Raw genomic sequence first — 24,656 nt, 5'->3', positions numbered from 1 at the left:
CATGCTCTAACTCTTTAAATTAGAAACAGGATTCAGATTTTAGGCCGGCCGGCCTGAAATCATCCCGTTCTAGCGGATGCAGCAGGGTTTGCAGGATTTCGGTTTCGATCGCCTGGGCCGCCGGCGAGCCGAGATCGGCAAGGCTTCTCGGGCGGGGCAGGGGAACGTGGAATTCACGGATGATGTGCGCCGGCCGGGCCGAAAGCACGTAGATGCGGTCGGAGAGGAACACGGCTTCGCGAACATCGTGGGTGATCAGCAGCGCCGTCCAGCGGTGTTCGGTCCACATGCCCTGCAGCCATTCCTGAATCTGCGTGCGTGTCAGCGCGTCGAGCGCGCCGAATGGCTCGTCCAGCAGCAGCATGTCCTGGGTCTGGACGACGGTGCGCAGCAGCGCGGCGCGCTGCCGCATGCCGCCTGACAGTTCGGAGGGATAATGGTGTTCGAAACCGGCAAGGCCGAAACGCTCGAACAGCGGCGCCACAATGGCGCGGGCCGCCCGGCGGCTCATGCCCCGCACCTCGAGGCCAAGTGCCGCATTGTCGATGATCCGGCGCCAGGGCATCAGCGCATCGCGCTGCGGCATGAAAGCGAAGGAATGCGGCGCCTCTTCCAGCGGCGCGCCCTTGAAAAGCAACGCGCCGGAATCGGGACGAAGCGCCTGCGTCAGCAATCGCAGCACCGTCGATTTTCCCGAGCCGGACGGGCCGACGATCGAGACGAATTCGCCGTTTGTGACGCTGAGCGAAATATCGCCCAAGACCTTCATGTCGTCGAAGGACTTCGAGATATTGCGCAATTCGATCACAGCATCGCTCATCGGCGCCGCTCCCCGGATGGTTGCCAGGGCATCACCACGCGCTGGATCAATAGCGTCAGCCCGAAGAGGCAGAGCGTCAGCACGGCACTGACGACGACGGCGGCGAGCACGAGATCGGGGCGGAAATTGTTCTTGGCGTTGAGAATATAAATGCCGAGGCCGCGGGCGGCGCCGGCATATTCGGCAAAGATCGCGCCGACGACGGCATAGGTGATCGAGATCCTGAGGCCGGCGAAGAAATAGGGCAGCGCCGAGGGAAGCCGTGCCAGGTGGAAAATCCGCCAGCGGCTCGCCTTCATCGAATGCAGCAATTCGGCGATGTCGCGGTCGGTCGATTCATAGCCCTGCAGCAGGGCGACGAGCAGCGGGAAGAAGGTGACGAGCGCCACCAGCAGGATCTTCGGCAACAGGCCGAAACCGAACCAGAGGACGACGAGCGGCGCGATCGCCACCAGCGGCAGGGTCTGGCTGGCGATGAAGATCGGCAGCAATGCCCGGCGCATGAAGGGCATGAAATCCATCAGGATCGATGAGACGAAGGCGAAGGCCAGCGACAGCGCAAAGCCGCCGAGTGTCGCGCCGAGCGTCGGCCAGGTGTTTGATATCAGCGCGTCGCGGTTCAGCCAGCCCTGGATGACGATGCGCGAAGGCGCCGGCAGGATGGAAGGTTTGATCCCGGAAAGATCGACATAGAGTTCCCATGCCGCCAAAAAGGCGCAGCCCGCGATCAAAGCGGGCAGGCCCCGGTAAAGAGCGGCGCGGAGCGCGGCAAGGCGCGAATCCGATGGTTGCGACGGTGTCATCAGCGTTCGATTTCAGGCTTTCGTTGGGCTATTGGCCGACACCGTGATGTCGAGGGTCACGTGCCCGTCCGGGTCGCCGAAGCGATAGAAGGCCTCACGAATGGTTGCGAAGACGGCGCCGGCATCGCCTCCCAGCCGGGTGCAGAAATTCTTGGCGCGGTCGAAGGTGCCGGAGCGCTTCAGGAAATCGATGCAGCCATAGATCTCGTCCATATGGCTGCCGGTTCCCATCACGTAGAGCGAGAATTGCGCCGCCGCCGGCTGTCCGGTTTCTGCCGTGGTTTCAACGGCGGCAAGCGCGGCTGTAATCCGCCCGGTAAGCGGGTCGGCCTGGCCGTGGGAGGGGTTGACGCCGCAGATGGCGTCGTCGGGCTCGCCGGGGCAGCCGCGTGAAACCGCGGCGGACAAAACGCAGTGCTCGCCGGTCTTTGCGGCGGCGACAAAGAGGTCGAGCATGGCGGCGAAGAGGACATCGGGCGGGCCGACCAGCAGGGTGGAGATGTCGTCGGTCTCGATGCGCAGCCGGTCGCGATAGGGATCGAGTGTCTTGACGGCATCGAGAATGATGCCGACGAAATTGCCGGACATCGGATAGAGTGACACTTGTGCGCCTGAGAACATCTGAACCTCGCTCCGCTGGCATTACCCAGATCAGCTTTGAAGGGTCCAGAGGCTTGCGCCTCACATCTCAGCCCCGGCGATACGGAGCTCCCCTGTTATTTCGGCGGAAACTATCACCCGGGTTTTCTTCCCGCAACCGCAAAATTACCAAGCCGTCCGCGCGGCCGGAATAGAGCCGATGTGAGGGAAACACCCGAGCGGGATCCCGCTCGGGTGTTCCTCGGTGGGCCCGTACCTGCCGGGAACGGGACCGCAGCTTGCTGCCTCAGGCGGCAATATCGGCGTAAGGGGCGCGAGCGCCGGAAAGCGCCCGATCGGGCTTTACGACTGCAGGAGCAAAGGGTATAAAACCTCAACCAATATTGAGGTCAAGAGGCGATGGATACAATTCCGGCAGCCCCGCTCGGCAAGCTCCTGACTGTCGGCGAAGTGGCCGAGCGCAGCGGTCTTGCCGTTTCGGCGCTGCATTTTTACGAGACCAAAGGTTTGATCTCGAGCATCCGCTCCCGCGGCAACCAGCGCCGCTATGGGCGCGATGTGCTTCGCCGCCTCGGCATCATCAAGGTGGCGCAGCGTGTCGGCATTCCGCTTGCGGAAATCCAGGCGGCATTCCAGTCCCTGCCGCAGGGGCGCACGCCGACGGTCGCCGATTGGCAGACGTTGTCGGCACGATGGAAGGACGATCTCGACGCGCGGATCAGCCGGCTCAGTTCGCTGCGCGATCGCCTGACCGGCTGCATCGGCTGCGGCTGCCTGTCGATCGAAAGCTGTCCGCTGCGCAATCCCTGCGACCGGCTCGGCAAGGAAGGGCCGGGTGCGCGGCTGCTGGAGACCGAAAACTAGCTGGTTGTTTCGTCCTGGCTTTCCGCAGAAAGATCGATGCCTGCCTTTCTTTCGGCTGGCGCGCTCATATGTAAGGGCGAGTGACGCAACCGGCGGCACTGTCCGCTAGAACAGGATGATTTTAGGCCGTGTCGGCCTAAAATCTGAATCCTCTTCTAAATTCTAGAGCTAGAGCATGACGTCGTCCGAAAACCGCTCACACTTTTCGGCCTCATGCTCTAAGAGGGCGGCTTCGTGTTTCATCCCAGACTGTTCGAAAATCGCAATGTCGTCGTCACCGGCGCCGGCCGCGGCATCGGCCTCGAAGTCGCTCGGCAGTTTCTGGATTGCGGCGCGAAGGTCATCGTCCATACCGGGCGCAAGCCGGGGCGGGACCTGCCGGATTTCCTGCTGACGGCCGAATCGGAAAGACGGGCGCTGCTGCTGCATGCCGATTTCTCCGCCGCGGGCGGGGCGGCGCAATTTGCCGAAGATGTTCTCGCTTTCTTCGACAGGGTCCACGTGCTCGTCAACAATGCCGGCACCATGCTTGGCCGTTTTCCCGCTGCCACGCTGACCGACGCGGAATATGAGGCGGTCATACGGTTGAACCAGACGTCGGTGGTGGCGCTGACGCGCGCATTGCTGTCGGCATTGAAGGCGGCCGAGGGTGCTGCCATCGTCAACACCGTCTCGATTTCGGCGCTGACCGGCGGCAGCCCCGGCTCGTCGATCTATTCGGCCTCGAAAGCCTTCGTTGCGACCTATTCCAAGGCGCTTGCCCGCGAGCTTGCCCCGGATGGCATCCGCGTCAACTGCGTCTCGCCGGGAACGATCGAGACGGATTTCCACGAGCGTTATTCCTCCAAAGAAAAGCTGGAGCAGACCCGGAAATCCATCCCGCTGCAGCGGCTCGGCACGGCGGAGGACTGCGCTCCCGCCTATCTGTTCCTGGCGGCTCCCTTACTTTCGGGATACATTACCGGCCAGGTGATCGAGATCAATGGCGGACAGCTTATCTGCTGATTTACTTGGACCTTTTTTGGCATTTCATCACTATTGATCAACTCGCCTCTGCGAATATGCTATTGTTCCGGTCGACTACACCGCTTCCCTTCCGAGATGTCGAATGCCGTTGCCTAAACCGGAGCCGGGGATGACCGGCCAGGACTTGCACATACTCGCTGGAAAAGCCCATGAAGCGAGCGATCTGCTGAAAGCTTTGGCGCATCACACCCGGCTGCTGATCCTCTGCATACTGGCAAAAGAGGAGCGGACGGTCGGTGAAATCGAAAATATCCTTGGCATACAGCAGGCGATGGTTTCGCAGCAGCTTGCGCGTTTGAGGCTCGAAGGCCTGGTCAATACGCGCCGCCAAGGCAGGCTGGTTTATTACAGTATCGGCAATGTCAGCGTGCTTGCCTTCCTCGAAACACTGTTCGATCTTTTTCCGATTGCAGAAAACTGTTGAAGCCCGTCGCGCAAAAGCGTGCGGCGGGTTTTGCGATAAGGACATGCTGGAAACGAAGACTTCAAGCGCGTCGCATTAGTTTGCCTTACGTGATGCGCTTTAGCGAGCCGCCCTTGCGGAGCACGGCCGCTACGTCGAAGATAAGGCCGGACGCGAAATGTCGCGGGAGACCGGATGATCGATAAACTTGAATTCTTCATCGCCCTTGCCAATGAAAAGCATTTCGGCCGTGCCGCGGAGGAATGCGGGATTTCGCAACCAACGCTTTCGGCCGCCATCCGGCAGCTCGAAGATCAATTGGGGGTCATGCTGGTGCAGCGCGGCTCGCGGTTCCAGGGGCTGACGCCGGAGGGGCAGCGCGTACTGGAATGGGCCCGGCGTATCGTCGGCGATGCCCGCACCATGCGTGAGGAGATGCGCGCCGCGCGCCGCGGCCTTTCCGGCCACATTCGCCTTGCCGCCATTCCGACGGCGCTCGCCATGCTGTCGCGCATCACCACGCCCTTTCAGGAACGGCACCCCGGCGTCACCTTCTCGATCGTCTCGCGCAATTCGCTGCAGGTGCTGAGCATGCTTGAGAATCTCGAAATCGATGCCGGCATCACCTATCTCGAAAACGAGCCGCTCGGCCGTGTCACCAGCGTCCCCCTCTATGCCGAGCGTTATCATCTGATTACCGCTGCGGGCAGCCCGCTGTCCGATCGCGACAATGTGACCTGGAAGGAGGTCGGCGATCTTCGGCTTTGTCTATTGACCGCCGACATGCAGAACCGCCGCATCATCAACCGCCATCTGACGGAAGCCGGCGCCACGGTGCATCCGACGCTCGAATCCAATTCGATGATCGTGCTGTTCTCGCATGTCAGGACCGGCCGCTGGGCGAGCATTATGCCGCGCAACGTCGCGAAATCCTTTGGTTTTCCGGTGGAAATCCGGATGATACCGATCGTTGAGCCGGAGGCCCATCATCTGGTCGGTCTTGTCGCGCCTTACCGCGAACCCTTTACGCCGCTGGTCTCGGCCTTGCTGCACGAAGCGCGGGTGCTGGTGCGGGATGAAGAACTCTGATAGAAAAAACCTATCGATCCACAGGATAGCTTTATTGATTGCCGGCGGCTTCCCTGAGATGCTGTGTATGGAATGGTGCGTGCCTGGGGAGCCTGCCATTTCCTGTAAACGAGCAAGCGGCTGGGAGGGCTGCCTTATGACCATTCATATCGCCGAAGGCGATATCACAGCGCGCACTCGTGCCATCATTGCCGATCTTCGCTTTCTCGAAGGGCCGCTGCTTCCCATTCTGCACGAAGTTCAGGAAGAATTCGGCTATTTGCCGGCGGAAGCCCTGCCTGTGATCGCCGAGGAATTGAACCTCTCCCGCGCCGAGGTGCATGGCGTGGTGACTTTCTATCACGATTACCGCGACCACCCGACCGGGCGGCACGTGCTGAAGCTCTGTCGCGCTGAAGCCTGTCAGTCGATGGGCGGCGATGCGCTGGCCGAGCGAATTAAGACGCTGCTCGGCATCGATTTTCACCAGACGACGCTCGATGGCAGCGTGACGCTGGAGCCGGTCTACTGTCTCGGGCTCTGCGCCTGCGCCCCGTCGGCGATGCTCGACGGCGAGGTCTATGGCCGGGTCGACGATGAGCTGGCGGCGGAACTGGTTGCGGAGGCACGCCGATGACGATCAGAATATATGTTCCGCGCGATGCCGCTGCGCTGGCGCTCGGGGCCGAAAAGGTGGCAATGGCGATTGCCCAGGAGATCGCCGCCCGCGGCCTCGATGCCGAGATCGTGCGCAACGGCTCGCGCGGAATGTTCTGGCTGGAACCGCTTGTTGAGGTCGAGATTGCCGGCAAGCGCATCGGCTACGGACCGGTTAAGACAAGAGATGTACCTGCGCTGTTCGACGCCGGGGTCATCAATGGCGGCGAACACCCGCTCTGTCTCGGGGAGGTTGAAGACCTCCCGTTCCTGAAAGAACAGACCCGCCTGACCTTCGCCCGCTGCGGCATCACCGATCCGCTTTCGCTTGCCGATTACGAGGCGCATGGCGGTCTGGCCGGACTTCGCCGCGCCGTGTCGATGACATCCGCCGAAGTTGTCAAGGAAGTCACCGATTCCGGCCTGCGCGGCCGCGGCGGTGCGGGTTTCCCCACAGGCATCAAGTGGAAGACCGTTCTCGATGCTAGCGGCGACCGCAAATATATCGTCTGCAACGCCGACGAGGGCGACAGCGGCACCTTTGCCGACCGGATGATCATGGAGGGCGATCCCTTTGTGCTGGTCGAGGGCATGGCGATCGCTGGACTTGCGACCGGTGCGACGAAGGGTTTCGTTTATACGCGCTCGGAATATCCGCATGCGATTGCGGCGATGACCGCGGCCATCGGCATCGCCAGGCAGGCAGGCATCCTCGGACTATCGGTGCTCGGCTCGGGCCGCGCCTTCGATATGGAGGTGCGCACCGGCGCCGGCGCCTATGTCTGCGGCGAGGAAACGGCTCTGCTGAACAGCCTCGAAGGCAAGCGCGGCGTCGTGCGCGCCAAGCCGCCGCTGCCGGCGCATAAGGGGCTGTTCGACTGTCCGACCGTCATCAACAACGTGATCTCGCTCGCCTCGGTGCCGGTGATCATGCAGAAGGGCGCCGCCTTCTATCGCGATTTCGGCATGGGCCGCTCGCGCGGCACCATTCCGCTGCAGATCGCCGGCAATGTCCGATATGGCGGTCTCTACGAAACCGCTTTCGGTCTTTCGCTCGGCGATATTGTCGACAGGATCGGCGGCGGCACGGCGACTGGACGGCCGGTCAAGGCCGTGCAGGTCGGCGGGCCGCTCGGCGCCTATTTCCCGCGGGCGCTGTTCGACACGCCGTTCGACTATGAAGCTTTCGCCGCCAAAGACGGGCTGATCGGCCATGCCGGCATCGTCATCTTCGACGATACCGCCGATATGCTGAAGCAGGCGCGTTTCGCCATGGAATTCTGCGCCGTCGAAAGCTGTGGCAAGTGCACGCCCTGCCGCATCGGCTCGACGCGCGGCGTCGAGACGGCCGACAAGATCGCGAATGGCATCGAGCCGGAGAAGAACCGGGCGCTGCTCGCCGATCTCTGCAACACGATGAAATTCGGCTCGCTCTGCGCGCTGGGCGGTTTCACGCCCTATCCGGTGATGAGCGCCATGACGCATTTCCCGGAAGATTTTTCGCCGGCACCTCTGGTGGAGGCGGCTGAGTGATGACTCTCCACGCGCCAGCCTCCCTCTGGCCTGCCGGCCATCTCCCCCACAGGTGGGGAGATTGGCTGGGCGCGCTGGTTTCCCCAGACAATTCGCGTGTCAGCGCGGCGAAACGCCAAATGGGCAGGACGCGCGAGCCGCTTGTGATCTCCCCGCTTGTGGGGGAGATGGCCGGCAGGCCAGAGGGGGGGAGCCTCGAACGCCGCCCTGACCTGCTCAATTCTATTTCCATACAGGAGGCCGACCTTGTCTCTCATCCATGAAATCGACTACGGCACTCCCGCTTCGACGTCGGAAACGATGGTGACGCTCACCATCGATGGGCAGCAGATCAGTGTGCCTGAGGGTACGTCGATCATGCGCGCGTCGATGGAGGCCGGCATCACGGTGCCGAAGCTCTGCGCCAGCGACATGATCGACGCCTTCGGCTCCTGCCGGCTCTGCCTTGTCGAGATCGAGGGCCGCAATGGTACGCCGGCCTCCTGCACGACGCCGGTGGCCGCTAACATGGTGGTGTACACGCAGACGGGACGGCTGAAAGATATCCGCCGCGGCGTGATGGAACTCTATATTTCCGACCATCCGCTCGACTGTCTGACCTGTGCTGCCAACGGCGATTGCGAATTGCAGGATATGGCGGGCGCCGTCGGTCTGCGCGATGTGCGCTACGGCTATGATGGCGATAACCACGTCAGGGCGCGCAACAACGGCGACATCAATCTGCAATGGACGCCGAAGGACGAGTCAAATCCCTATTTCACCTTTGATTCCTCCAAGTGCATCGTCTGTTCGCGTTGCGTGCGCGCCTGCGAGGAAGTCCAGGGCACTTTCGCGCTGACGATCGAGGGCCGTGGTTTCGGCTCGCGCGTTTCAGCGGGTGCGCACGAAAGCTTCATCGATTCCGAATGCGTCTCCTGCGGCGCCTGCGTCCAGGCTTGCCCGACGGCGACGCTGACGGAGAAGTCGGTGATAGAGATCGGTCAGCCCGAGCATTCGGCCGTCACCACCTGCGCCTATTGCGGCGTCGGCTGTTCCTTCAAGGCGGAAATGCGCGGCGAGGAGCTGGTGCGCATGGTGCCTTGGAAGGAAGGCCAGGCCAATCGCGGCCATTCCTGCGTCAAGGGCCGCTTTGCTTACGGTTACTCCACCCATAAGGACCGCATCCTCAACCCGATGATCCGCGAAAAGGTCAGCGATCCCTGGCGCGAGGTGAGTTGGGACGAGGCCTTCGCGCATGTTGCGTCGGAGTTTCGCCGCATCCAGTATCAATATGGTCGTGAGGCGGTCGGCGGCATCACCTCGTCGCGCTGCACCAATGAAGAAACCTACCTGGTGCAGAAGCTGGTCCGTGCCGGCTTCGGCAACAACAATGTCGACACCTGCGCCCGCGTCTGTCATTCGCCGACAGGCTACGGCCTCGGCCAGACGTTCGGCACGTCGGCCGGCACGCAGAATTTCGACAGCGTCGAACAATCCGATGTCGTCGTCATCATCGGCGCCAATCCGACCGACGGGCATCCGGTGTTCGCCTCGCGGCTGAAGAAGCGGCTGCGCCAGGGCGCCAAGCTCATCGTCATCGATCCGCGCCGCACCGATATCGTCCGGTCGCCGCATATCGAGGCCTCCTACCACCTGCCGCTGAAGCCCGGCACCAATGTCGCCGTCATGACGGCGCTGGCGCATGTGCTTGTCACCGAAGGGCTCTATGACGAGACCTTCATCCGCGAGCGCTGCGACTGGTCGGAATTCGAAGATTGGGCCGCTTTCGTCGCTGAGCCGCAGCACAGTCCCGAAGAAACGGAGATTTTCACCGGCGTGCCGGCGGCGGATCTGCGTGGTGCGGCACGGCTCTATGCCAAGGGCGGCAACGGTGCAATCTACTACGGCCTCGGCGTCACCGAACACAGCCAGGGCTCGACCACGGTCATCGCGATCGCCAATCTGGCGATGGCGACCGGCAATATCGGTCGTCCGGGCGTCGGCGTGAACCCGTTGCGCGGCCAGAACAATGTGCAGGGCTCCTGCGACATGGGCTCCTTCCCGCACGAACTGCCGGGCTACCGGCACATTTCCGACGATGCGACGCGCGACATCTTCGAAAAGCTCTGGGGCGTGAAGCTCGACAACGAGCCGGGCCTGCGCATTCCGAACATGCTGGATGCGGCGGTCGACGGCTCCTTCAAGGGCCTCTACGTCCAGGGCGAGGACATTCTCCAGTCCGATCCGGATACCAAACATGTCGCGGCCGGGCTTGCGGCGATGGAATGCGTCGTCGTGCAGGACTTGTTCCTCAACGAGACCGCCAACTACGCCCATGTCTTCCTGCCGGGCTCGACCTTCCTCGAGAAGGACGGCACCTTCACCAATGCCGAACGCCGCATCAACCGCGTGCGCAAGGTAATGTCGCCGCGCAACGGCTATGGCGACTGGGAAGTGACGCAGAAACTTGCCCAGGCCATGGGGCTTAATTGGAATTATGCCCATCCGTCGGAGATAATGGACGAGATCGCCATGACGACGCCCAGTTTCGCGATGGTCTCCTACGACTATCTCGACAAGATGGGTTCGGTGCAGTGGCCCTGCAACGAAAAGAACCCGCTCGGCTCGCCGATCATGCATATCAACGGTTTCGTGCGCGGCAAGGGCAAGTTCATCCGCACCGAATATGTGGCGACCGACGAGCGCACCGGTCCGCGCTTCCCGCTGCTGCTCACCACCGGCCGTATCCTCAGCCAGTACAATGTCGGGGCGCAGACGCGGCGGACCGAGAATGTCACCTGGCATGCGGAGGACCGGCTGGAAATCCATGCGCACGATGCCGAACAGCGCGGCATTCGCGATGGCGACTGGGTGAAGCTCGTCAGCCGCTCCGGCGACACGACGTTGAGGGCACTGATCACCGATCGCGTCGCGCCGGGTGTCGTCTATACCACCTTCCATCATCCCAATACGCAGGCGAATGTCATCACCACCGACTTTTCCGACTGGGCGACGAACTGCCCGGAATACAAGGTGACGGCGGTGCAGGTCTCGCCCTCCAACGGGCCGAGCGAATGGCAGCGCGAATATGACGAGCAGGCGCGGCAATCACGCCGCATCGCCAGCAAGCTCGAAGCAGCGGAGTGAGGATGGGGGAACGATATTCCGTTCTTCGTGGCGGTGCCTCGCCCCCTTCTCCCCAGCGGGGGTCCGAAGGACGGGTCGAGACCAGTGGCTCTACCCCGTTGGGTGCCCGTAGGGCGGATGAGGGGGACGGTGCTGCAAATGGCAATGCACCTCGCTTACGCTCGGTTCGCTCGCTCCTACCGTCGCTCGCCCCCCTCATCGCCTCGCTTCGCTCAGCACTTCTCCCCGCTGGGGAGAAGGGGGAGCTTGCATTATGATCTTCCCCACCAGCGCCCGCGCACCCGAAACTGCCCGCCGCAACGGCATCATGCATAGCGGTTCGCGCATCGTGCCGGAGGAAGTGCCGATCGCTTTTTCCTATGGCGGCAGTACCCATGCCGTGATGATGGCGACACCTGCTGACCTCGAGGATTTTGCCGTCGGCTTCAGTCTGACCGAAGGCATCGTTACCGAGCGGGCGGAGGTCGCAGGCATCGAGATCGTCGAGGGTGAGCAGGGCATCGACGTGCAGGTCAGTCTGGTCGACGACGTCGCCGATCGGCTGCGGGCGCGCCGCCGCAGCATGGCGGGCCCGGTTGGCTGCGGGCTCTGCGGCATCGAATCGATCGAGCAGGCGGTGCGGCCGGTGCCCGATGTCTCGGCATCGCCGCTGTCGCTGTCGCATGCCGATATCGTCGGGGCCGTATCGTTGCTGAACGAGGCGCAGCCGCTGCATCGGGAGACGCGGGCGGTGCATGGCGCCGGGTTTTATCTTCCCGGCAGCGGACTGATTGCCGTGCGCGAAGATGTCGGCCGGCACAATGCGCTGGACAAGCTCTGCGGCGCCGTCATCGGCGCCGGCGAAAGTGGCGGACACGGCGCCGTTGTCGTCACCAGTCGGCTGTCTGTCGAGATGGTGCAGAAGGCGGCGATCCTCGGCAGCCCGGTGCTCATTGCCATTTCAGCGCCGACGGCTCTAGCGATCCGCACGGCCGAAGCGGCCGGCATGACACTCGTCGCGCTGGTGCGCGGCGAGGATTTCGAGATTTTCACCCACCCGCACCGCATCTCGCCCGGAAGCATTGCCGATGTCGCATGATACCAAGACAAAACTCGTCTACATGGCAAACCAGATCGCCACCTTCTTCAAGAGCCAGCCGGCAAGCGAGGCTGTGGAGGGGGTCGCCAACCATATCAACAAATTCTGGGAGCCGCGGATGCGGCGGCAATTGTTCGAAATTCTCGAGAAGGAGGAAAACGGTCTGGATGCTCTCGTCCTTCAGGCCGCTCCCATGATCCGCAAACGGGAAGCGGAGGCAAACCAGGTCCGGTAATCATGCCGGCGTTGCGTCCGGTCCGAGCCTCCATACCGGCACTATGTATATCCTCGCCGGCATGCTGCCGCTCGGCCCCGTTGCCAATGCGCTGATCGGGCCGCTTCCGGACAAGGGGTTCATGTCCGACAACGAGGTCGCCGCGCTGGACGCCAAGGCGATGCTTGCCTGGGCCGTCGTCGGCATTCTGCAGGCGACCTTCGCGCTGTTCGGCTGACATATCAAAGCGCGCCGCATGAACCTCATGCGGCGCGCCTATCCCTGTTTCGTGCTGTTGTTATTTTAAAACGCTGTCGTCTTACGCCGGGAACGGAAGACAGGGTCAGAACTCTTCCCAGCTTTTGGCGCCAGCCGCGGCCGCGCCCTGCGCCCTTGCCACCCTGGAAACGAGATGCAGCGCCGGCGAGCCTTGTTTTACTTCGTGCCTGCTGTGGACTTCGCCCGGCAGGCGGAACCTCGACAGGAGGACGCGCAGCGCTTCGGCTTCCATCGCAAGCTTATGGCTGGCGGCGGTGCTTTCCTCGACCATTGCGGCATTCTGCTGGGTTGCCTGATCCAGTGAGTTGACCGCCTGGTTGATCTCCTTGAGGCCGGTTGCCTGTTCCTTCGACGCTTCGACGATGGCGACGACATTGCCGTTGATATCGCCGACCTGGACGACAATCTCCTCGAGTGCCTTGCCGGTCTGGCCGACGAGGCCGACGCCGTTCTTGACGAGCTCGCTCGAGGTGTTGATCAGCGCCTTGATCTCCTTGGCGGCCTTGGCGGAGCGCTGAGCGAGTTCACGCACTTCCTGGGCGACAACGGCAAAACCCTTGCCGGCTTCACCGGCACGCGCCGCCTCGACACCGGCATTCAGCGCCAACAGGTTGGTCTGGAAGGCAATGTCGTCGATGACGCCGATGATGTTGGTGATCTCGCGTGACGATTGTTCGATCTGGTCCATCGCCGCCACGGCATTGCGGACCACCGTGCCGGATTGTTCGGCGCCTTGCTTGGTCTTGGCGACGAGGCGGCCTGCCTCGTCGGCGCGGCGGCTGGAATCGTTGACCGTGGTGGTGATCTCTTCGAGCGCTGCTGCCGTCTCCTCCACGGACGCGGCTTGCTGTTCCGTTCGCTTGGAGAAGGAATCGGCCGATGCACCAATCTCGCGCGAGCCGGCGGCGATCGCGCCGCCATTCTCGCCGATTGTCTTCATCGTCTCGGCAAGACCCTGGATGGTGGTGTTGAAATCGTGGCGCAACTGCTCCATCGAGGGAACGAAGGGTGTATCCACGGTCTTCGTCAGATCGCCCTCCGAGAGAAGGCGCAGCGCGCCCCCGAGTTGGGAAATCGCGCTCATCCGCGGGGTGACGTCGGTTGCGAACTTCACGACCTTGTAGACGTTGCCGTCGGCATCGACGATCGGGTTATAGGCCGCCTGGATCCAGATTTCACGGCCGCCCTTGCCGAAGCGGACGAATTCGTTGGCGATGTATTCGCCGGCGGCGAGACGCCGCCAGAAGTTGCTGTAATCCTCGGTGCTGACATAGGCGGGATCGCAGAACATCCTGTGATGCTTGCCGGCAATCTCAGCCAGGGAATATCCCATGGCCTGGCAGAAATTCTCGTTGGCGGTCAGGATCTCGCCGTTCGGGGTGAATTCGATCACTGCCTGCGAGCGCGAGATCGCCTCCAGCTTTCCGGCATCCTCGACCGCCTGCTTCTTCGCAGCAGTGATATCGGCGGCAAATTTTACCACCTTGAATGGCTTCCCGCCCTTTGAGACGGGATATAGGACGCCTGGATCCATATTTCTCTGTTGCCTTTGGCGAGGCGCTTATAAGCGCCGGCATCATATTCGCCGCGTCCGAGGCGGGCCCAGAAGGCACGATATTCCGGGGTCGCCGTATAGGCCGACTCGCAGAACATGCTGTGATGTTTGCCGACGATCTCGTTCAGGCGATAACCGAGCGCCTTGCAGAAATTCTCGTTCGCCGTGAGGATATTTCCCTTAAGATCGAATTCGATGATCGCCTGCGATTTGGAGATCGCATCGAGGATATATCTTGAATCAGGTGATAGACCAAACATTCCCGCCCCCTTTGAGATGAACAGCTTTCGCTGCATTCGGCCTGGTAAAGGCGAAGCCGGTCGGGCGAGGAATGCCGAGGCCGAGAATGCAATCCGCTAACCGGTTGCTATTCCTTGCCTATCGGAAAACGCGTCATCCCCAATGCTTCGCAAGCAATTTGACCGAGCGCAGTTAACAATCAGTATAAAAGCGATCGCTAATAATATGTTGGTATGGCTGAAAAATAACAATTGCATCGGTTGTACTTTTGGTACTGCAATAAAAAACCGCCCAAACGGGCGGTTTTCCACTATTGAGTTGTATCGGCGCGATCAGGCCGCCAGTTCATCCGTCTCGTTTTCCTTGAACATCTTGGCAAGGTTCAGGAAGCAGATCATGCCATTTTCCGAAGCGATGATGCCTTCGCAATAGGCGCGGTCGAAGGAGGCGGTCACTTCGGGCACCGGCTGAACCTGGCTGGAGGAGATGGTCAGAATATCCGAGACGCGGTCGACGAGCATGCCGATGACCATGCTGTGAACTTCGGCGACGACAATGGCACTGCGTTCGTTGGCAACGGTGCTCTTCATGCCGAGCTTATAGGCAAGGTCGATGATCGGGATGACGGAGCCGCGCAGGTTCATGACGCCGATGACATCGGCCGGCGCATGCGGGATCGGCGTCGACGGTGCCCAGCCGCGGATTTCGCGGATGGTCGTGGTCTTGACGCAGAATTCCTGATCATGCAGGCGGAAGGCAATGATCTCGAGCGTATCGCCGCTGAAGCTAGTGGAATTGATCGTGGTCATAGAATTCTTCCCAACTGTCGTAAGCCAGGGCAGAAGCGGGCGCGCCACCATTGGCGCGGACGAGCTTTGCCTTCATACCACGCGATGGCTTTGCTTTCGGCGTAGCATCGTTACGGTTAGCGAAGACATTAACGGAAGAGTGTTGCCCAAATCTAAATCGGAAACGGCTTTGCGAAGGTTTTCAGGTCTCGGTTTGCTTCAGCTTATCGTCTTTTCAATCTGCGAGACTGCCCAATCGACCTGCTCCCTGGTGATCACCAGCGGCGGCGCGAGGCGAATCGTATGGTCGTGCGTATCCTTGGCGAGCAGGCCGCGTTCCTTCAGCGCATGACAATATTGCCGCGCGCCGCCGGCTTCGGGTTCCAGTTCGACAGCCAGCATCAGGCCGCGGCCGCGCACGTCCTTGACGATGTTCGAGCGGATCGATCTCAGGCCTTCGAGGAAATAGTCGCCCATCGCTGCGGCGTTGTCGATCATGCCCTCTTCCGTCAGCACCTTGAGTGCTGCGCGCGCCACCGCGCAGGCGAGCGGATTGCCGCCAAAGGTGGAGCCATGCTGGCCGGGTTTCAGCACCCCCAGTACCGCCGAATTGGAAAGCACCGCCGAGACGGGATAGAAGCCGCCGGACAGCGCCTTGCCGATCAGCGTCACATCGGCCTCGATGCCTTCATGTTCCTCCGCCAGCAGCTTGCCGGTGCGGCCGAGACCGGTCTGAATCTCGTCGAGGATGAGGGTGACGTTGTTATCAGTGCAGAGCTCGCGGATGCGGGTGAAATATCCTGCCGGCGGGATGATGACGCCGGCTTCCCCCTGGATCGGCTCGATCAGCGCGGCGACCGTATTGGCGTTGATGGCGGCCTCGAAGGCCTCGGCATCGCCGAAGGGAATGGTGCGGAAGCCCGAAGTGTAAGGGCCGAAGCCGGTGCGGGCGTCGGGATCGGTGGAGAAGCTGATGATGCTCAGCGTCCGGCCGTGGAAATTATCGGCGCAGACGATGATCTCGGCCTGGCCTTCCGGCACGCCCTTCACCTCGTATCCCCATTTGCGCACCGCCTTGATGGCGGTCTCCACCGCTTCGGCGCCGGAATTCATCGGCAGGATCTTGTGTGATCCGGTGAGAGCGGCGAGCTCTTCATAGAGGTAGGCGAGCTGGTCGTTGCGGAAGGCGCGGGAGGTGAGCGTCAGCCTGCCCGCCTGCTCGACCATGGCGGCGAGGATTTTTGGGTGACAATGGCCCTGGTTGACGGCGGAATAGGCCGAGAGGCAATCGAGGTAACGATTGCCGTCGGTATCCCAGACATGAACACCTTCGCCGCGCGTCAGCACCACGTCGAGCGGCTTGTAGTTGTTGGCGCCGAGACGCTGTTCGGTGGCGATCAGTTTTTCCGAAGTGTTCATGGTTCTTCCCCTCTAGATCATGGCCGAAAAGTATGAGTTCCAGGCGGCGCGTGCCTTTTATGCGGCACGTGTCGGGCGATCGAAGATACGGCGGCCGAATAGGCTTGCCGTCAGCTCCACCAGGACGCGGGCACTCTTGCCGCGATCGTCGAGAAACGGATTGAGTTCGACGAGATCGAGCGACGAAACGAGGCCGCTGTCGGACAGCATTTCCATCACCAGATGCGCCTCGCGGAAGGTGGCGCCGCCGGGCACCGTCGTGCCGACGCCGGGGGCAATTTCGGGATCGAGGAAATCGAGGTCGAGGCTGACATGCAGCAGCCCGTTCGCCTTGGCGACGGCATCGAGGATCTCCCGCATGATGGCGCCGATGCCCTGCTCGTCGATCGCGCGCATATCGAAGACGTTGACTCCGTGTTCGTGGATTTCCTCGCGCTCGCGCGCATCAACCGAACGGATGCCGACCTGGAAGACATTCTTCGGATCGACGAAGGGGCGGTCTTTCGGCAGGATCTCGGCGAACTCCGCCTCGCCGCAGAAAAAGGCGACGGGCATGCCGTGAATATTGCCGGAGGGCGAGGTGGCCGGGGAGTTGAAATCGGCATGGGCGTCGAGCCAGAGCACAAAAAGCGGCCGGCCTTTGCCGGCGGCATAACGGGCCATGCCGGAGACGGTGCCCATGGAAAGGCTATGGTCGCCACCGAGAATCAGCGGGAAACGGCCAGAGTCGGCGACGTCATGGACGCTGCTTTCCAGCGCACGGGTGAAGGCGCCAACGATCCTCAGATTATGGGCTTTCGGGTGGTTTGGCAGGTCCATCGCCGGCACGATCCTGAGATCGCCGATATCGGCGACGTCATGGCCGAGCTCGATCAGCGTCTGGTCGACGCCGGCGATGCGCAGGGCCGCGGGTCCCATGGCAGCGCCCCTGCGGCCGGAGCCTTCTTCCAGCGGCGCGCCGATGAGGGTGAGAGATCGCGATTGGGCATTCATTCGATGGCTCCGTGTTCAGGCCTGTTTCGGCCGATAGTGGGATAAAGCGCTGGCGGCAAAAAGATGGAAAAGTGTCAGAAATGGATTATGATTGCGCAAATTGATAAATCTATTTTGACAAAGTGATCAGCGTGGACGATCTCGATTCCGAACTTCTGAGTGCACTTCGCCACAATGCCCGGATTTCCGTTTCCTCGCTTGCAGCGATGACGGGCGCGTCGCGGGCAACGGTTGCCGCCCGGATCGACCGGCTGGTCGCCGGCGGCACCATCGTCGGCTTCACCATCCGCACCGGTCATGAGACCCGGTCCGCCGGCGTGCGCGCCATCGTCATGATCGAGGTGCTCGGCAAACTCGCCGACAGGGTGGCCGATCAGCTGCGCGGCCTGCCGCAGGTCCGCGCCCTGCACAGCACCAACGGCAAATGGGATTTCGTCGCCGAACTCGAGGATCGCGACCTTGCCTCTTTCGACGAGACACTGCGCCGTATCCGGCTGATCAACGGCATCAACTCGACCGAGAGCAACATTCTGCTCAAGACCAGCAAGACGGGTTTTTAAACGCATTGTCAGACGATCTCCGGCCGAAGCGACCGGCGAGATCAGCCCCTCATCCGCCTGCCGCCACCTTCTCCCCGCTCGCGGGGCGAAGGGGATATGCCGCACCCTCTCGGTTCCCTGCCAACCTCTCGCGGGGCACGTCCCCTGGTGAGGGCAGCCTTCATTACGCTAAGCCGGCTCAATATTCCCGTTCGTAGACGATGCCTGCTTCGCCCGCACCGTTGCCGCCGGCCGCGCCGCGCAGCTTGACGCCGCGGCCGACGTCGAGGTTGATGATCGCCTTGGCGCCGGCCGCACCGCCCTGCTGCAATTCGAAATAGGTGCGGTCGTTGAGATAACGGCCGACGCTGACGCTCGTCTGGCCCTTGGAATCGGTGCTGATATCGAGATCGTCGACGCCGAGCTGATTGCGCAGGCCTTCGAAAAGCGAGGTCGAGCGGTTGCCGGCCAGCTGGCTGACGGCGTCGGCGAGCTGGGCGATCTGCACCGGCGAAAGTTTTGACATCGACTGGCCGAAGATCAGCTGCGCCAGCACCTCGTCCTGCGGCAGCTGCGGCGAGGAGGAGAAGGTGATTGCCGGGTCGGTGGCGAGGCCCGCGACGTCAACGGTCAGCGTCGTCGAGCCTGAGGCCGAGGTTGCTTCCATATCGAGGGCCGGGGTCAGGTCGCCGGCAAAGGTGATCCGGCTCTTGTCGGTAAAATCCAGACGGCGGTTGAGAATGGTCAGGCGGCCGCGGCGCATGGTAAAACCGCCGGTCACGATGGGTGCAGCCGCCGTTCCGCGGATCGTCACCTTACCGCCGAGCTCGGCATCGATACCGCGGCCGCGTGCGAAGATATGCGAAGGCGCGTCGATTTCGAGATCGAGGGTCATCGTCGAGGATTTCTCGCCGGGTTTTCGCTCGCCGTCGTCGCGCAACTGCGCAAGCACCGCTCGCGGCGCATTCTTGTGGCGGATGTCGATTTCCCTGAGCGAGGTCGGCAATTTTTCCGGGACGGTGATCGAGGTCTTGTCCAGCCGAAGCTTGCCGCTCAACGTCGAATTCATGATCGGCCCGCGCAGACCGAGCGTGCCGTTGACCGTGGAGACGACAAGCGTTCCATCGACATAGACCGCCTTGTCGAGCTTGATCGAAATATCGGCGGGAAAGCCGCCGGCCGGCTGGATGCCGATGGCGCCGCTCGCCGAAATCGTGCCACCGCCGCCGAGATTGCCGCTGAGGCGCGATATCACGGCCTGGCTGCCGTTGAAGGTCACGGCCGCCGTAAGATTGTTGACGGCGAGATTGCGCCGGACGTCGACGAGCTTCGCGCCATTGGTCGAGACGGTGCCGTTGATGACGGGTGCTGCGGCCGTTCCGCCAACCTGCAGGTTGACGGTGGCGACGCCGTCGGCGACGAGGCCCTGCTGCGCGAGCGGAGCGCCGAGCACGGCGAAGGGAAGATTGCCGCTAAAGTGCATGTCGAGGGCGCGATTGCCTGTGATCACCACGCTGCCGCCGCCCTTCAGCGACATGCCGGCATCGCCGGCAAGGCTGGTGTCGACGGTCAGCTTGTTTGCGGCAAGTTTGCCTGTTGCGCCGATGGTGAACGGCGCAAGGCCGGCGCCTTTTGTCTGGCTGGTTGCGGCGTTCTTCCAGTCGACCTTGAAATCGACCGAGGGCGCCGACAGCGCGCCGGTGGCCTTTGCGGTCGCCGAGACCGCGCCCTCGGCTGCAAGGCCCGGAACAAAGCCGTTGGCGATCGCAGCCGGGACATTGGCGGCATTTGCCGTGACGTCGACCGCGCGGATCGAGGTGCCGGCGAGCGAAAGATTGCCGGCGGCTTTCAGCGCTATGCCGCCGCCGCCGCTGAGATTGGCATCGAAATCGAGCCGGTCGCTTGCGTATTTTCCCGTCGCTGCCAGCGCCAGGCGGGAGAGGCCGGCAGCCTTGGTGTGGCTGGTTGCGGCATCCTTCCAGTCGAGCTTGAAATCGACGATCGGATCTGTCGGCGTTCCCGAGGTGACGGCGCTTGCCGAAAGCGTGCCCTCAGCGCCGAGACCGGGAACGAAGGCATTGGCGATATTGGCCGGCAGTGCGGGAATGTCGGCATTGACCGAAAGGTCGCGGATAGCGGTTCCGGCGATGGTGACGCCGCCGGTCGCCTTGGCCAGCACGCCGTCCTTGCCGGTCAGGTTGGCGTCGAAGTCGACCCTGTCATTGGCGTATTTTCCGGATGCCGCGGCACTCAGGCCCGAAAGGCCGCTGCTTTTGGTCTGGGCGGTGGCAGCGTTCTTCCAGTCGAGCTTGAAATCGACAGCCGGTTTGGGCAGCGCGCCAGAGGCGGATGCCGTTCCCGACACCGTGCCCTCGGCGGCAAGACCGGGGACGAAGCCGTTGGCAAGGGCGGCAGGCAGGTTGGTGAGATCGGCCTTGACGTCGAGGTTCTGGACCGACGTGCCTGACATGGCGACATTGCCCGCGGCTTTCAGCGAGAGGCCATTCTCGCCGCCGAGATCGGCATCGAAATCGAGCCGGTTGTCGGCCAAATGACCCGATGCGGCAAGCGCGAGGCCGGAGAGATGAGCCGTTCTTGTGTGGCTGGTTGCGGCGTCCGTCCAGGCGAGTTTGAACTCGGCTGCCGGTGCGGCGATTTTGCCGGCGGCGGAAAGCGTGCCCGAAATCGTGCCCTCTGCCGCCAGTTCAGGGACAAAGGCATTGGCGAGACTGGCCGGAACCTTGGCGATCTCTGCATCGACCTTGATGCTGTCGATCGTCGTGCCGGCGAGGGCGACGTTGCCATCGGCTTTCAACGACAGGCCTTTGTCGCCGCCCGCTGCCGCATTGAAATCAAGCTTGTTGTCGGCGAATTTTCCCGATGCGCTCACGTCGAGGCCCGCAAGGCCGGCACGTTTCGTGTGGCTCGTCGCGGCGTCTTTCCAGTCGAGATCGAAATCCGCGGTTGGAGCCGAAAGTGAACCGCTTGCCGAAACCGTCCCGGAAATCATGCCTTCGGCTGCAAGATCGGCAACGAAGCCGTTTGCCAGCCTTGCTGGAATATTTGCCAGCGTTGCATCGACCTTGAGGTTCTCGACCGTCGTCCCCGATATGGCGACATTGCCCACGCTTTTCAGCGAGAGACCTTCGTCACCGCTGGCCGCCGCGTTGAAATCAAGCTTGTTGTCGGCAAATTTTCCCGATGCAGTCAGATCGACAGCGGCAAGGCCGGCACGCTTCGTATGGCTCGTCGCCGCGTTTTTCCAATCGAGGTCGAAATTGGCGGTCGGAGCGGCAAGGGAACCTGCGGCCGAAAGCTTTCCGGAGATCGTGCCCTCGGCGGCGAGATCGGCGACGAAATTGTTTGCGATACCCGCCGGAACATTCGCCAGCACTGCATCGACATTGGCTTTGCCGATTGTCGTACCTGATATGGCGACATTGCCGTTTGCCTTCAGCGACAGCTTGTCGGCGCCTGATATCGCCGTGTCGAAATCGAGCTTGCTGTCGGCGAATTTTCCCGACGCCTTCACGGCGAGATCCGCAAGGCCGGCCCGTTTCGTGTGGCTGGTCGCAGCACCTTTCCAATCGAGATCGAAATTGGCGATCGGAGCGGAAACGGGCCCGGTCGCCGAGACCTTTCCGGAAACAATGCCTTCAGCGGCCAGATCGGCAACGAAACCATTGGCGATGCGGGCGGGCAGATTGACGATATCGGCGTTGACATCGAGGACCGGCGTCTTCGGGTCGGCGAGACCGACATTGCCGGCGGCTTTGAGCGACAGGCCGTCGTCACTGCCGATCGTCGTGTCGAAATCGAGCTTGTTGTCGGCGAATTTGCCGCCGGCGGTGATGCCGAGTGGCGCCAGGCCGGCGCCCTTGGTCTGACCCGTCGTCGCATCCTTCCAGTCGAGCTTGAAATCGGCGACGGGTGCTGCCGGCGTTCCGGTGACGGCAATCGTTCCGGAGATCGTGCCGCCGGCGGAAAGGTTCGGCACGAAACCATTGGCCAGCGCCGCCGGCAGTTCGTGGATGTCGGCATTGAGCTTCAGCGTCTCGCCGGCGGAACCGGTGACGCTCACAGAGCCGGTGCCGGTCTTCAGCGTCAGCCCGTCCAGACTGGCGGCACCGCCGCCGATGGCGACCTTTGTCGGTGCGGCAAGCTCGACCGGGATATTGCGGGGGCTTGCCGAGAAGCGATCGAGGTTGAGGTCGATCACGCCGCCTGCCGCCGCGACATTGCCAGCCGCCACTACCGGATTGCCGTCATAGGCGGCATTCAGATCGAAATCGGTCTGATTCTGCTGCTTGGTGAAGCCGAGCGAAAGGCCGGCGAGCCTGTTTTCTCCGGCCGCCACCGCGTCGGCCTTGACTGTCCCGTTTGCCGCAAGGGCGCGGAGGTCGCTGACCGTCAAATCGATATCCGGCTTGACGATCGCAAGTGTATCGCGGCGGATCGAGGCGCCCGATGCCAGCAGCTTGAGGGCGATTTTGCCGCTGTCGCTCTCGACGCCGAGCGACCCCTTCAGATCGCCCTCGGCCTTTTGACCGCCGAGGGCCGCGAGCAGGCCGATATTGGGGAAGTCGAAGGTCAGGGCGCCAGTCGGCTCCAGGGCCGGCGAAAAATGCAGATTGCCGGTCAGCCGGTTGCCGCCGATATCGGCGGTCAGCGCCGGAATGCTGATCTTGCCGTCTTCAGAGCGGATGTCGCCGTTGATGCCAATCGGCTGGCCATCGATCGTGCCGGTGGCGGCGATCTTGCCCTGCGGCGCCTTGGGATCGGCAAGACCTGACAGGTCGATATTGAGATTGCCGAGCACGCGGTCGGCCATCTCAAGGCGGGGGGCCTTGAGATTGGCCGTCACCGAGATTGCCGGCAGTTCGCCGCCAACTCTCAACGCGTAGCCGGCCCCACCGCTGGCGCCGGTCATGAGTTTGCCGATGTCGGGCAGCCGGCCGGAGAGATCGGCATTCAACTTCGAGCCGTCGAGGGCGACATTGCCGGCGGCCTCAAGCGTGCCGGAGTTCAAGACGAGGTTGGACAGTGCGAATTTCGACGGGATGGTGCCGGTCAGCTGGCTCTCGAGCGCGATCGGTCCGTCGAACCTGCCTGAGACCGCAACCGGCAGGGCTGCCGGCGCGACGGTGAGCTTGACGTTGCCGGTCAGCGCCTGGTCGGTCAGCCGGTAGGAACCGTTGAGGCCGCCGTTGATATTGGCGCTTTCGACGGTGGTGCCGTTGAAGCCGATGCTGCCGGGCGTTATCTGCAGAGGCGAGGCGATCGTGACCGGGCCCTGGACGGCGCGATTGAGGTTCGGCTCCGTAAAGGTCATGTCGCCGGCAACGAGACGCAGCTGGACGCTGCCGGAACGGGCGGCGAGATTGAAGGCATCACTCTTTGCCGTCAGCTTGATATTGCCGATATTGCCCTGCGGCAGGGTTGCGGTGTCGAGCGAGCCGCTGACATTCAGCCGCGCCGCCCGCGCATCTCCCGTCAGTGCCAGGTTGAGACCGGAAATCAAAAAGCGAGCTTCGCCTTCGGCGAGCGGCCAGCGGAAATCGACAGGGCCGGAGGTGCCGAGCAGGTTGGCGTTCAGGCTGTTATTGCCGGCCGGATCGAGCGTGCCTGAGGCGGCGATGACGACGCTGCCGGTGGCGATATTGCCGGTCTGGATATCGATCTTGCCGTGATCGTCGAACGTGGTGGCAAGATCGATATTGGTCTGGCCGGCAAAAAGCGGCCGGAATGCCGAGGGAAGCAACGAGCTCAGGTCGCCGCCGCCCTTGAGGTCGAGGTGGTGCAATCCGTCTGTGCTGATCTGATGCCGGGCCTCGATTGCGGCGCGTTGCTGGCCGTCGAGAGCGGCCTGCACTTTGCCCCGCCAGTCGGATATCGGCCCCTGACCGTCGAGATCGATGTTGACGGCGGGATTGTCGGGCAGGCCGAGAAAGCCTGCCAGCAGCCCGCCCTTCGGCTCGGAAAGCTGCGCCTTCAGCCGCAGCCGGTTTTCGGCCGGCGCATAGGCGATATCGGCGGCGAGCCGTGCATCCGGAACGGCATGACGGCGGACATTGACGATTGCCTCGCCGCCATCGCGGTTCGCCGACAGGCTGCCTTCGGCGGCGAGCGCGAAGGCGCGGCCGGCGAAGGGTTCGGCCAGTTTGATATCGGGCAACGCCACACGGTCGATATCGACCTTGATCGGAAGAGCGAAGCCGCCGGCATCGTCTGCTTTGGGCCGCGAGGGCAGGGTGCGCACCGGCTTGCGCAGCACGTTGATGGCTTCGATCTCGAAGCGCTTGGCGTGGAAGGTTCCGGTCAGCAGCGCCAGCGGATTCCAGTCGATGGCCAGCCCATGAATTTCCGCAAACACGCCCCTGGTGTCGGAGACGGTGATGTCGGCGGCGCGAAGCCCGCCGGTCAAAAGACCTTGCGGTTCACGCACCGTAATCGTCATGTCGCGGTTGGAAAGCGTCGAGGCTATCTTTTCGGTGACGATGCGGGCGCCAAAGGCGGTGAAGCCGAAGATCGCCAGTGCCATGACGGCAAGAATCAAGATGGCGCCCACGCCATAGGCGGTGAGCCGCAGGAACCAGTTGATGATTTTTGCCAGCGTTTGCATCGGCGCGGACACTACCCCGTTTTCATAAT

At 62.5% G+C, this 24,656-nt stretch carries 17 protein-coding genes, 2 pseudogenes and 1 riboswitch; of the genes and pseudogenes, 11 read left to right on the top strand and 8 right to left on the bottom strand.

Features of this window, described 5'->3' with window-relative positions; translation table 11 throughout:
* Positions 1-19: 19 nt before the first annotated feature.
* The 3 genes from RLEG4DRAFT_RS31110 to RLEG4DRAFT_RS31100 all read right to left on the bottom strand — a co-directional run bounded on the left by RLEG4DRAFT_RS31110 (position 20) and on the right by RLEG4DRAFT_RS31100 (position 2,244).
* Positions 20-820, bottom strand: a complete 801-nt coding sequence (locus tag RLEG4DRAFT_RS31110; protein ID WP_003582753.1) for an ABC transporter ATP-binding protein — start codon at positions 818-820, stop codon at positions 20-22.
* On the bottom strand, positions 817-1,623 hold the full coding sequence (locus RLEG4DRAFT_RS31105) for an ABC transporter permease (RefSeq protein ID WP_003582752.1): 807 nt from the start codon (positions 1,621-1,623) through the stop codon (positions 817-819). The genes RLEG4DRAFT_RS31110 and RLEG4DRAFT_RS31105 overlap by 4 nt, the downstream gene beginning before the upstream one ends.
* Positions 1,624-1,635: 12 nt before the next feature.
* Positions 1,636-2,244, bottom strand: coding sequence for a YkoF family thiamine/hydroxymethylpyrimidine-binding protein (locus RLEG4DRAFT_RS31100; protein WP_003582751.1), 609 nt, complete (start codon positions 2,242-2,244; stop codon positions 1,636-1,638).
* Positions 2,235-2,348, bottom strand: a riboswitch (TPP riboswitch). Its footprint overlaps the gene before it by 10 nt.
* A 274-nt stretch (positions 2,349-2,622) precedes the next feature.
* On the opposite strand from RLEG4DRAFT_RS31100, the gene soxR reads away from it, so the two are divergent.
* From soxR to RLEG4DRAFT_RS39470, 10 genes and pseudogenes are all read left to right on the top strand, one after another.
* Positions 2,623-3,087 carry a redox-sensitive transcriptional activator SoxR gene (gene soxR / locus RLEG4DRAFT_RS31095; protein ID WP_003582750.1) on the top strand — a complete coding sequence of 155 codons (465 nt, stop codon included), beginning with the start codon at positions 2,623-2,625 and terminating at the stop codon, positions 3,085-3,087.
* Between the two features lie 234 nt (positions 3,088-3,321).
* Complete coding sequence (locus RLEG4DRAFT_RS31090) at positions 3,322-4,092, top strand: SDR family NAD(P)-dependent oxidoreductase (RefSeq protein WP_003582748.1); 771 nt, start codon at positions 3,322-3,324, stop codon at positions 4,090-4,092.
* A gap of 103 nt (positions 4,093-4,195) precedes the next feature.
* The gene (locus tag RLEG4DRAFT_RS31085) at positions 4,196-4,537 is read left to right on the top strand and encodes an ArsR/SmtB family transcription factor (protein WP_003582745.1); all 342 of its coding nucleotides are present in this window, start codon (positions 4,196-4,198) and stop codon (positions 4,535-4,537) included.
* A gap of 174 nt (positions 4,538-4,711) precedes the next feature.
* Complete coding sequence (locus RLEG4DRAFT_RS31080) at positions 4,712-5,605, top strand: LysR family transcriptional regulator (RefSeq protein ID WP_003582744.1); 894 nt, start codon at positions 4,712-4,714, stop codon at positions 5,603-5,605.
* Between the two features lie 136 nt (positions 5,606-5,741).
* Positions 5,742-6,221, top strand: a complete 480-nt coding sequence (locus tag RLEG4DRAFT_RS31075; protein ID WP_003582743.1) for a formate dehydrogenase subunit gamma — start codon at positions 5,742-5,744, stop codon at positions 6,219-6,221.
* Entirely contained in the window at positions 6,218-7,774 is a 1,557-nt protein-coding gene (locus RLEG4DRAFT_RS31070) for a formate dehydrogenase beta subunit (protein WP_003582742.1), read from the top strand. The genes RLEG4DRAFT_RS31075 and RLEG4DRAFT_RS31070 overlap by 4 nt, the downstream gene beginning before the upstream one ends.
* Before the next feature lie 246 nt (positions 7,775-8,020).
* Entirely contained in the window at positions 8,021-10,900 is a 2,880-nt protein-coding gene (gene fdhF, locus RLEG4DRAFT_RS31060) for a formate dehydrogenase subunit alpha (protein WP_003582740.1), read from the top strand.
* 253 nt (positions 10,901-11,153) lie between these two features.
* Positions 11,154-11,978, top strand: coding sequence for a formate dehydrogenase accessory sulfurtransferase FdhD (gene fdhD, locus RLEG4DRAFT_RS31055; RefSeq protein WP_003582739.1), 825 nt, complete (start codon positions 11,154-11,156; stop codon positions 11,976-11,978).
* On the top strand, positions 11,968-12,213 hold the full coding sequence (locus tag RLEG4DRAFT_RS31050; RefSeq protein WP_003582738.1) for a formate dehydrogenase subunit delta: 246 nt from the start codon (positions 11,968-11,970) through the stop codon (positions 12,211-12,213). The genes fdhD and RLEG4DRAFT_RS31050 overlap by 11 nt, the downstream gene beginning before the upstream one ends.
* A gap of 4 nt (positions 12,214-12,217) precedes the next feature.
* Positions 12,218-12,430: pseudogene (locus RLEG4DRAFT_RS39470) on the top strand (MFS transporter); the annotation flags it as partial.
* Positions 12,431-12,535: 105 nt separating this feature from the next.
* Here RLEG4DRAFT_RS39470 and RLEG4DRAFT_RS31045 read toward each other — a convergent pair.
* The 4 genes and pseudogenes from RLEG4DRAFT_RS31045 to rocF form a co-directional block, all read right to left on the bottom strand.
* Positions 12,536-14,286: pseudogene (locus RLEG4DRAFT_RS31045) on the bottom strand (methyl-accepting chemotaxis protein).
* Positions 14,287-14,598: 312 nt separating this feature from the next.
* A complete protein-coding gene (locus RLEG4DRAFT_RS31040; protein ID WP_003567163.1) occupies positions 14,599-15,075 on the bottom strand; it encodes a chemotaxis protein CheW in 477 nt (158 codons plus the stop codon).
* 198 nt (positions 15,076-15,273) lie between these two features.
* Positions 15,274-16,473 (bottom strand): ornithine--oxo-acid transaminase, encoded by a 1,200-nt coding sequence (gene rocD / locus RLEG4DRAFT_RS31035; RefSeq protein ID WP_003582736.1) that lies wholly within the window; start codon positions 16,471-16,473, stop codon positions 15,274-15,276.
* 57 nt (positions 16,474-16,530) lie between these two features.
* Positions 16,531-17,466: an arginase gene (gene rocF / locus RLEG4DRAFT_RS31030; RefSeq protein ID WP_003582735.1), complete on the bottom strand. Its 936-nt coding sequence runs from the start codon at positions 17,464-17,466 to the stop codon at positions 16,531-16,533.
* 122 nt (positions 17,467-17,588) lie between these two features.
* On the opposite strand from rocF, the gene RLEG4DRAFT_RS31025 reads away from it, so the two are divergent.
* Positions 17,589-18,026 (top strand): Lrp/AsnC family transcriptional regulator, encoded by a 438-nt coding sequence (locus RLEG4DRAFT_RS31025; protein ID WP_003582734.1) that lies wholly within the window; start codon positions 17,589-17,591, stop codon positions 18,024-18,026.
* A gap of 178 nt (positions 18,027-18,204) precedes the next feature.
* On the opposite strand, the gene RLEG4DRAFT_RS31020 is transcribed toward RLEG4DRAFT_RS31025, so the two are convergent.
* Positions 18,205-24,627 (bottom strand): translocation/assembly module TamB domain-containing protein, encoded by a 6,423-nt coding sequence (locus RLEG4DRAFT_RS31020; RefSeq protein ID WP_003582732.1) that lies wholly within the window; start codon positions 24,625-24,627, stop codon positions 18,205-18,207.
* Between the last annotated feature and the right edge of the window lie 29 nt (positions 24,628-24,656).

Source organism: Rhizobium leguminosarum bv. trifolii WSM2297, from assembly GCF_000271845.1.
The sequence above is the reverse complement of the archived record's forward strand: the minus strand, read 5'-3'. Positions and strand labels throughout refer to the sequence as shown.

What these genes read in the sequence shown, in the direction of transcription:
- RLEG4DRAFT_RS31110 (WP_003582753.1), bottom strand. Translation starts at nt 820, where the DNA reads ATGAGCGATGCTGTGATCGAATTGCGCAATATCTCGAAGTCCTTCGAC.
- RLEG4DRAFT_RS31105 (WP_003582752.1), bottom strand. Translation starts at nt 1,623, where the DNA reads ATGACACCGTCGCAACCATCGGATTCGCGCCTTGCCGCGCTCCGCGCC.
- RLEG4DRAFT_RS31100 (WP_003582751.1), bottom strand. Translation starts at nt 2,244, where the DNA reads ATGTTCTCAGGCGCACAAGTGTCACTCTATCCGATGTCCGGCAATTTC.
- soxR (WP_003582750.1), top strand. Translation starts at nt 2,623, where the DNA reads ATGGATACAATTCCGGCAGCCCCGCTCGGCAAGCTCCTGACTGTCGGC.
- RLEG4DRAFT_RS31085 (WP_003582745.1), top strand. Translation starts at nt 4,196, where the DNA reads ATGCCGTTGCCTAAACCGGAGCCGGGGATGACCGGCCAGGACTTGCAC.
- RLEG4DRAFT_RS31080 (WP_003582744.1), top strand. Translation starts at nt 4,712, where the DNA reads ATGATCGATAAACTTGAATTCTTCATCGCCCTTGCCAATGAAAAGCAT.
- RLEG4DRAFT_RS31075 (WP_003582743.1), top strand. Translation starts at nt 5,742, where the DNA reads ATGACCATTCATATCGCCGAAGGCGATATCACAGCGCGCACTCGTGCC.
- RLEG4DRAFT_RS31070 (WP_003582742.1), top strand. Translation starts at nt 6,218, where the DNA reads ATGACGATCAGAATATATGTTCCGCGCGATGCCGCTGCGCTGGCGCTC.
- fdhD (WP_003582739.1), top strand. Translation starts at nt 11,154, where the DNA reads ATGATCTTCCCCACCAGCGCCCGCGCACCCGAAACTGCCCGCCGCAAC.
- RLEG4DRAFT_RS31050 (WP_003582738.1), top strand. Translation starts at nt 11,968, where the DNA reads ATGTCGCATGATACCAAGACAAAACTCGTCTACATGGCAAACCAGATC.
- RLEG4DRAFT_RS31040 (WP_003567163.1), bottom strand. Translation starts at nt 15,075, where the DNA reads ATGACCACGATCAATTCCACTAGCTTCAGCGGCGATACGCTCGAGATC.
- rocD (WP_003582736.1), bottom strand. Translation starts at nt 16,473, where the DNA reads ATGAACACTTCGGAAAAACTGATCGCCACCGAACAGCGTCTCGGCGCC.
- rocF (WP_003582735.1), bottom strand. Translation starts at nt 17,466, where the DNA reads ATGAATGCCCAATCGCGATCTCTCACCCTCATCGGCGCGCCGCTGGAA.
- RLEG4DRAFT_RS31020 (WP_003582732.1), bottom strand. Translation starts at nt 24,627, where the DNA reads ATGCAAACGCTGGCAAAAATCATCAACTGGTTCCTGCGGCTCACCGCC.